Origin of the sequence: Paraconexibacter sp., assembly GCF_041602235.1 — a bacterium.
Lineage (GTDB): Bacteria > Actinomycetota > Thermoleophilia > Solirubrobacterales > Solirubrobacteraceae > Paraconexibacter.
In genome coordinates this window covers 1-7,295 of the sequence record NZ_JBFIGP010000198.1, presented here as the reverse complement: position 1 = coordinate 7,295, position 7,295 = coordinate 1, and the positions used below count along the sequence as shown (strand labels likewise).

Genomic DNA, 7,295 nt, shown 5'->3' with positions numbered 1-7,295 from the left:
TGGGATCTCGTCGCCATCGACCGCGCCAGCGGTCGGCAGCTCGCGACCTCGGAGGCCTTCGGGTCCCGCGAGGTCGTGCAGTCCTGGGCGACGGCCGGACAGCGGATCGACTTCGTCGCGTGCCGCCGGGCGGGCGCGGCGCGGACCGCGCGCCTGACCGTGTCCCTGCTCGACGTCGCGCCCCCGAAGTCCCTGGGCACGGTGTCCGTGATTCGCGTGCGCGGGAGCAAGCAGCAGATCGCCCGGCTCGAAGCTGCCGGGCTCGACGTGACGCACGCCCGCGGCAAGGGCTGGGCCGACGTGCTCGTCGCCGGCGCCGACCAGCGTGACCTGCTGCGCAGCAGCGGGCTGGCGTCGACGGTCCGCGTGTCGGACATGCAGGCCTACGGCGCGCGCAGCATGGCCGCCGACCGGCGCTACGCCGCCCGCGTCGGCGAGGCCGGGTCGCCCCTGCCCTCGGGCCGCACCACCTACCGGACCTACTCGGACATCCAGAACGAGCTCAAGCAGCTGGTCGAGGGCAACCCGGGCCTCGTGCGTCCCGTGACCATCGGCACCTCGTTCCAGGGGCGCGCGATCCAGGGCGTCGAGATGGCCAAGGACGTCGACGGCGCCGACGGCCGTCCGACGTTCTTCCTGATGGGCGTGCACCACGCCCGCGAGTGGCCCTCCGCCGAGGCGTCGATGGAGTACGCCCACATGCTGGCAAACGAGCGGTCGTCCGCCCGGATCGCGAGCCTGCTCGAGGCCGAGCGGACCACGGTCGTGCCGCTGATCAACCCGGATGGCTACGTCAGCAGCCGTACGACCTCGCAGGTCGACCCGAACGACAACAACCCGCTGGGCCCGGACGACAACGTCCATCTGGTCGAGGCGGTCGCCCCTCCCGGCGGCATCCTCGCCTACCGCCGCAAGAACTGCGACGGCGCGATCCCCAACGGCAACGTCCCGTGCGAGCTGCAGTGGGGCGTGGACAACAACCGCAACTACGGCAACCTCTGGGGTGGTCCGGGTTCCAGCCAGGACCCGACCTCGCAGAGCTTCCACGGTCCGGGACCGCGGTCGGAGCCGGAGACGCAGGCGGTGTGGAACTACACGCGCACCCGCGCGGTGACCACGCTGGTGTCGCTGCACACGGTCGCCGCGCTGGTGCTGCGCCCGCCCGGCCTGCACGACGGCGGCAAGGCCCCGGACGAGGCTCGGATGAAGCAGATCGGCGACGCCATGGCGGACGCGGCCGGCTACGAGTCCCAGTACTCGTTCCAGCTCTACGACACCGCGGGCACCACGGAGGACGACACCTACGCCGCGCAGGGCGGCTACGGCTTCACCGTGGAGATCGGTCCGAAGGACGGGCAGTTCCACATGCCGTACGAGACCGGCGTCGTCAAGGAATGGGTCGGCACGGGCAAGGGCGGTCTGCGGGAGTCCCTGCTGCTCGCCGCGGAGGCTGCCGCCACCGACGCCGATCACAGCATCCTCACGGGCAAGGAGCCCGAGGGCGCGGTGCTGCGACTGCGCAAGCAGTTCGACACGGTGACCAGCCCGTACTGCGCGATCGGGATCGCTCCGGTCGTGACCGTCGCGGAGACCCCCGGACCGCTCGCCTGCCCGGGCGGGTTCCAGGAGCCGCAGACGATCAAGGACGAGCTCGACGTCAGCACGGTCGTGCCGAAGAAGGGCAGGTTCGAGTGGCACGTCAACCCGTCCACCCGGCCGTTCGTCGGCGGTGGCGCGGTGATCGAGGAGCTGTCCCAGACGCCGTCGCGAACCGCGACGTACACCGGCGGCGGCCTCGACCCGGAGAACAACGCGCCGGCGAGCTCCTCGGCCGACCGTGAGTTCACGCTCGGCGCGGACGAGCATCCGCAGGCGCTGCAGTTCGACGTGACCTGGGGCACGCCCGAGGACTACGACCTCGAGCTGTACCTCAAGCAGGCGGACGGGACGCTGAAGGCGCTCCCGGGCTCGGGCAAGAACCCGGGCACTCCGGAGCACGTCGTCCTGACCGGCGACCAGATCGTGCCGGGCGGCACCTACGTCATCCGCGTCGTGAACTTCGCGGCGGCGGTCGGCGAGTGGACCGCCACGGTCGGCCTGTACTCGACGACCAGGAGGGTGACCACCGGCCACCCGGAGGCCTACACCCTCACCTGCGAGATCGACGGGCAGGTCAAGGAGACCAGCGAGGTCACGGTCGCCCGTGGCCAGGAGCTGAAGCTCAAGAAGGTCTGCGACGGCAAGTAGCCGCCGCAGGTAGGTGCGCGGCGCGTCGTCGGTCCGACCGGCGGCGCGCCCGCTCCGAGGTGTCGTGGAGACGCGAAGAGATTCGCATCTCGCCGTTTCACCCGATGCCGCCCGGGGCACAAGGGCTCCGTGCGCAAGGTGATCCGCAAGCAGGTTCGACGCACCACCGACGGGGTGCGTCTCGCTGCGGACATCACTGCTGCGGTGTCGCTCAACACCGGCCAGGACGGCCAGTGCTCGCGGACCGTCGTTCACAGCAGCACCAACGTGGCCCAGCACGACGTCCCGGAGCCACGGGATCCCTCGCGCGCGGACCCGACCGACCCACCCCCCGCGAAGGAGAGCCCATGAGCAAGCCCGAGTCCCATCGACCGCTGACGCGCGAAGAGCTGACCGCGATGGCCGGCGAGGAGCTGCCCGAGAAGGCCGCCATGTCGCTGGTCAACGCCAACGTCGCCATCCCGATCAACGCGGCGGTGGCAGCCAACGTGCTCTCCGACGGCGCGGTCGCGTACGCCGACGCCGCGCAGACCACGCCGATCGACCAGAGCAACTAAGGAGCCACATGTCCGAGTACAAGCCCCTCACCCGCGAGGACCTCAACGCGATGGCCGGCGAGGAGCTGCCCGAGAAGGCCGCCATGTCGCTCATCAACGCGAACGTCGCCGCCCCCGTGAACCTCGCCGCCGCCCTCAACGTCGCCTCCGACAACTCGGTGGCGTACGCGAACGCCGAGCAGACCGCCGTCATCGACCAGAGCAACTAAGGAGCCACATGTCCGAGTACAAGCCCCTCACCCGCGAAGACCTCAACGCCCTGGCCGGCGAGGAGCTGCCCGAGAAGGCAGCGATGTCGCTGATCAACGCCAACCTCGCGGCACCGGTCAACGCCGCGGTCGCCGCGAACGTGCTGTCCGACAACTCCGTCGCGTACGCCGATGCGACGCAGGACGTGACGATCGACCAGAGCAACTAGCCACCGCGCACATCGCGCGCAGCACGACCGAGGGGCGGCTCACGAGCCGCCCCTCGTCGCGCGACCCGGCATCCCCCTCGATGACCACTCCCCCTGAGACGACCACGCCCGACATGGGCCCCGCCACCCGCGCCACCGAGGCGTCGGCGCCCCCACCGCGACTGGCGGAGGGCGTCGAGCTGATCGGGCGGTACGAGGACTCGGGGTTCAAGGAGGCGCCGTACATCGCCCGCCGCAGCGACGGGCAGATGGTGCAGATGCCGGAGATGCTCTACTCGCTCGCGACGGTCATCGACGGCCGATCCGACGAGGCCGCCCTGGCCCAGCGGTTCAGCGACGAGATCGAACGCCAGGTCGAGCCCGACATGGTGGCGACGCTGCTCGACGAGCAGCTCCGCCCGCTCGGCGTGGTCGCGGCCCGCGACGGCTCCAGCCCAGCCATCGAGAAGGTCGACCCGCTCCTCGCGCTGAAGTTCAAGACGAGGGTGATCCCCGCCGGCGCCGTGCGCCGCGTGACGACCGTCTTCAAGCCGCTCTTCTTCCCGCCGGTCGTCGTCGCCGTCCTCCTCGCGTTCGTCGCGCTGGACGTCTGGCTCTTCGGCATCCACGGCATCAGCCAGAGCTTGCGGAGCGTCATCTACGACCCGACGCTCATCCTGATGCTGTTCGCCGGCGTCGTGCTCGCGACGACGTTCCACGAGATCGGGCACGCCACGGGCACGCGCTACGGCGGCGCCGAGCCCGGCGTCATGGGCGTCGGCATCTACATCGTCTGGCCGGCCTTCTACACGGACATCACGGATTCGTACCGCCTCGGGAAGGCGGGTCGGCTCCGGGCCGATCTCGGCGGCATGTACTTCAACGCCGTCTTCGCCCTGGCGATCGCCGGGATCTATGCGGCCACCGGGTTCGAGCCGCTGCTGCTGCTCGTGGTCCTGCAGACCTTCGCGATCATCCAGCAGTCCCTGCCGCTCCTGAGGCTCGACGGCTTCTACATCATCTCGGACCTCACGGGCGTGCCCGACATGCTGACGCGGATCAAGCCGGTGCTGTCACGGCTGATCCCCGGCCGGGAGCCGGACCCTCGTGTCACCGAGCTCAAGCCGTGGGTGCGCCGGGTGGTGACGAGCTACATCTTCATCGTCGTCCCGCTGATCGCGCTGCTGTTCGTGGTGATGCTCGTGCACGCTCCCCGCGCGTTCGCGACCGGCTACGACTCGTTCCTCCTGCACACGTCTCGCGCGGACCGCTACTTCTCCGCCGGAGATGTCGGGGAGGGCCTCCTCAACGTGGTTCAGACGCTCGTCCTGGTCCTGCCGCTCGCCGGGATGGTCTACTCGGTCTCCCGGGTCGGTCGCCGTGTCGGAGAGGGTGCGTGGTCATGGTCCGCGGCGGCCCCGGCGCGGCGCGGCGGGTTGGTCCTCGGCACCGTCGCGGCGAGTGCGCTCGCCGCCTTGGCGTGGTGGCCGAACGGCGACTACCGTCCGATCCAGCGCCAGGAGCGCGGGACGCTCGTGTCCGCCGTTCGCAGCCTCACGGCGGTGCCCAGCGGCCGCGCCGCCCTGCCCGTGGAGCGCGCGAAGGATCTCGAGGGCGCCCCGTTCCGTCATACCGACGACGACGTCGCCGTGCAGAAGGACGCGGAGCGCGAGAGGTCCACCCCGACGCGCACGACCACGACCGAGACGACGTCCCGCACCCAGACGCAGACGGCGCCGACGACGGCAGCGACCACCCCGGCGGCCGTCGACCCGGCGACGACGGCACCCGCCACGGCACCCCCGCCGGCCACGACCGCGCCGGCCACCACCGCCCCCTCCGGCACCGGCACGACGCCCGCGACCACTCCTGCCCCCACGACCACCACACCCCCTACGAGCCCATGAACCGACACGTTTCCGCCCGCAGAGCCGCAGCCATCGCGCTGGCCGCCGTCGCCCTCGTCGTCGGCCCCGCGAGCCCCGCGACCGGAGCATCGTCCGGCGGGGACACGTCGGCCGTCGCGATCAACACCAAGGACGGCTCCTCGGTCTTCAAGCTGGCCTTCGAGATCCGCCGGGTCACCGGCGAGGTGGTGGACAACCAGAACGCCGCCGTCGCCTACGCGAGCTGCACCGAATGCCAGACGGTGGCGATCTCGATCCAGGTGCTCCTCATCGCGGGCACCCCGGACACGGTCACCCCGGAGAACATCGCGGTCGCCCTCAACGAGAACTGCACGCTGTGCCAGACGATGGCGAGCGCCTACCAGTTCGCCGTCGGCGTCGGGACGAAGACGCGGTTCACCCCCGAGGGGTCCAAGCAGATCGCCGAGCTGCGCCGACGCTTGCAGGACCTCCGCAAGTCCGGGAAGCCGATCGCCGACATCCAGGCGGAGGTCGACGCGATCACCGCCGATCTGGCGAAGGTGCTGTCCACCGAGCTCGTCGCGGTCGCGCCGAAGCGCGACAAGGACGAGGAGGAGGACGAGGAGGACGACGACGAACGGACCGAGACCACGACCTCCACCACACCGACGACCACCACGTCACCTCCGACCACCACGTCACCGACATCGACGGCGGCGCCGACGCCGACCCCCGCTCCGACCACGAGCACGACACCCGGCGGCACGACACCCCCGACGACGACCACCGCGCCGACGACGAGCACGCCGACCCAGACCACCCCGACCACGACCGCGCCATGAGCGTGCTGCGCTCACGACGCTCCGCCGCGGTGGCGCTGTCCGCGGGTGGCCTCTTCCTCGGCGCGTGCGGCGGATCGGATTCGCCGCTGCAGCAGACCGCCGACCGGCTCGCCGACATCCGGAGTGGCGAGCTGGACTTCACGATCCGGTTGGTGCCCAGCGGGAGCGCCGGGGTGTCGGTCGGGCTCCGGGGCCCCTTCTCCCTGTCGGGCGACAAGCCGCTCCCCGTCGCGCGCATCCGCTTCGACCGGCGTGCCGGCCAACGGACCCAGGCGACGTTCATCTCGACGGGGAAGCAGGCGTTCGTGGCCACTGCGGGACGCACCGTGCGCCTCAGCGACGACCAGGCCTCCGGCCTTCGGGTCGGGGAGGGCGAGGCCACCAGCCTGGAGGACCTCGGACTGAACATCGACCGGTGGATCAAGGACGCCAGGACCACGCGGCAACGAGACCTCGACCGGATCACCGGCACCCTCGACGCGTCCGAGGCACTGGGTGACCTCGCGCGGATCGCGGGGCGGGACACCCTCGGCGAGGACGAGGCCGAACGCCTCTCCCGCACGGTGTCGGGCTCCTCGATCGAGATCCGGACCGGCGCGAAGGACCGGCTCCTGCGGCGGCTGACGCTCTCGGTCGACCTTGCGGTCCCGCCCGAACTGCGCGCGAAGACCGGAGGAGGATCGGGCCTGAAGGTCGAGGTCGACCTGCGCCTGCGCGACATCAACCGACCCGTCCGGGTCGATCCACCGGCGTCCGCGCCGCCGCTCACCCGATAGGGTCGTAGTGCATCACCCGTCGGCCTTCCCACGGTCGATGCCGCCATCGACCCTGGGGAGCAGTCATGCGCCGCATCTTCGGAACGAGCCGCTACGCGAACGTCACGGCGACGCTGGCGCTGGTCATCGCCCTGAGCGGGACCAGTTACGCGGCGATCACGATCCCGAGGAACAGCGTCGGCGCGGCGCAGATCCGCACGAACGCGGTCAACGCGTCCGAGATCCGCAAGAACGCCGTCCGCGCGTCGGAGATCAGGAGGAACGCCGTGAACGCCTCCGAGATCAAGGCTGGCGCCGTGCGTTCGTCGGAGGTCAAGGACGGGTCGCTCCTGGCTAGGGACTTCCGGTCCGGTGAACTGCCGGCGGGGCCCGGCGGGCCTGCGGGACCTGCCGGACCGGCGGGGCCACAGGGACCGGCCGGGCCGGCAGGACCTGCCGGTCCGGCAGGGCCGCAGGGGGATCCCGGTACCCCGGGAGCCCAGGGCGCGACAGGACCGCGCGGTCCCAGCGAGGTGCTTTACACGCGCAAGGACGCCGAGCCCGTCGCGACGACGTGCTCGACCTACACGACGATCCTGTCCCTGACGCTCCCGGCGGGGACCTGGCTC

9 protein-coding genes are annotated in these 7,295 nt (G+C 71.2%); all 9 read left to right on the top strand.

Annotated elements, in window-relative coordinates:
• A partial coding sequence (locus ABYE80_RS14610) for a M14 family zinc carboxypeptidase (protein ID WP_372791019.1) occupies positions 1 to 2,247 on the top strand: 2,247 nt, incomplete at its 5' end.
• 129 nt (positions 2,248 to 2,376) lie between these two features.
• On the top strand, positions 2,377 to 2,598 hold the full coding sequence (locus ABYE80_RS14605; protein ID WP_372791018.1) for a hypothetical protein: 222 nt from the start codon (positions 2,377 to 2,379) through the stop codon (positions 2,596 to 2,598).
• Positions 2,595 to 2,804: a hypothetical protein gene (locus ABYE80_RS14600; protein ID WP_372791017.1), complete on the top strand. Its 210-nt coding sequence runs from the start codon at positions 2,595 to 2,597 to the stop codon at positions 2,802 to 2,804. Before ABYE80_RS14605 ends, ABYE80_RS14600 begins: the two co-directional genes overlap by 4 nt.
• An 8-nt stretch (positions 2,805 to 2,812) precedes the next feature.
• On the top strand, positions 2,813 to 3,013 hold the full coding sequence (locus ABYE80_RS14595; protein ID WP_372791016.1) for a hypothetical protein: 201 nt from the start codon (positions 2,813 to 2,815) through the stop codon (positions 3,011 to 3,013).
• An 8-nt stretch (positions 3,014 to 3,021) separates the two neighbouring features.
• The gene (locus ABYE80_RS14590; RefSeq protein ID WP_372791015.1) at positions 3,022 to 3,222 is read left to right on the top strand and encodes a hypothetical protein; all 201 of its coding nucleotides are present in this window, start codon (positions 3,022 to 3,024) and stop codon (positions 3,220 to 3,222) included.
• A gap of 80 nt (positions 3,223 to 3,302) precedes the next feature.
• Positions 3,303 to 5,108, top strand: a complete 1,806-nt coding sequence (locus ABYE80_RS14585; protein WP_372791014.1) for a hypothetical protein — start codon at positions 3,303 to 3,305, stop codon at positions 5,106 to 5,108.
• Positions 5,105 to 5,911, top strand: a complete 807-nt coding sequence (locus ABYE80_RS14580; protein WP_372791013.1) for a hypothetical protein — start codon at positions 5,105 to 5,107, stop codon at positions 5,909 to 5,911. The genes ABYE80_RS14585 and ABYE80_RS14580 overlap by 4 nt, the downstream gene beginning before the upstream one ends.
• A complete protein-coding gene (locus ABYE80_RS14575) occupies positions 5,908 to 6,687 on the top strand; it encodes a hypothetical protein (protein ID WP_372791012.1) in 780 nt (259 codons plus the stop codon). The genes ABYE80_RS14580 and ABYE80_RS14575 overlap by 4 nt, the downstream gene beginning before the upstream one ends.
• 65 nt (positions 6,688 to 6,752) lie before the next feature.
• Positions 6,753 to 7,295 (top strand): hypothetical protein (locus ABYE80_RS14570; protein WP_372791011.1); only part of this gene is annotated, 543 nt, incomplete at its 3' end.

Bases quoted from the DNA above. Each gene is read 5' to 3' on its own strand.
- ABYE80_RS14595 (WP_372791016.1), top strand. From the start codon at position 2,813: ATGTCCGAGTACAAGCCCCTCACCCGCGAGGACCTCAACGCGATGGCC.
- ABYE80_RS14600 (WP_372791017.1), top strand. From the start codon at position 2,595: ATGAGCAAGCCCGAGTCCCATCGACCGCTGACGCGCGAAGAGCTGACC.
- ABYE80_RS14575 (WP_372791012.1), top strand. From the start codon at position 5,908: ATGAGCGTGCTGCGCTCACGACGCTCCGCCGCGGTGGCGCTGTCCGCG.
- ABYE80_RS14590 (WP_372791015.1), top strand. From the start codon at position 3,022: ATGTCCGAGTACAAGCCCCTCACCCGCGAAGACCTCAACGCCCTGGCC.
- ABYE80_RS14585 (WP_372791014.1), top strand. From the start codon at position 3,303: ATGACCACTCCCCCTGAGACGACCACGCCCGACATGGGCCCCGCCACC.
- ABYE80_RS14580 (WP_372791013.1), top strand. From the start codon at position 5,105: ATGAACCGACACGTTTCCGCCCGCAGAGCCGCAGCCATCGCGCTGGCC.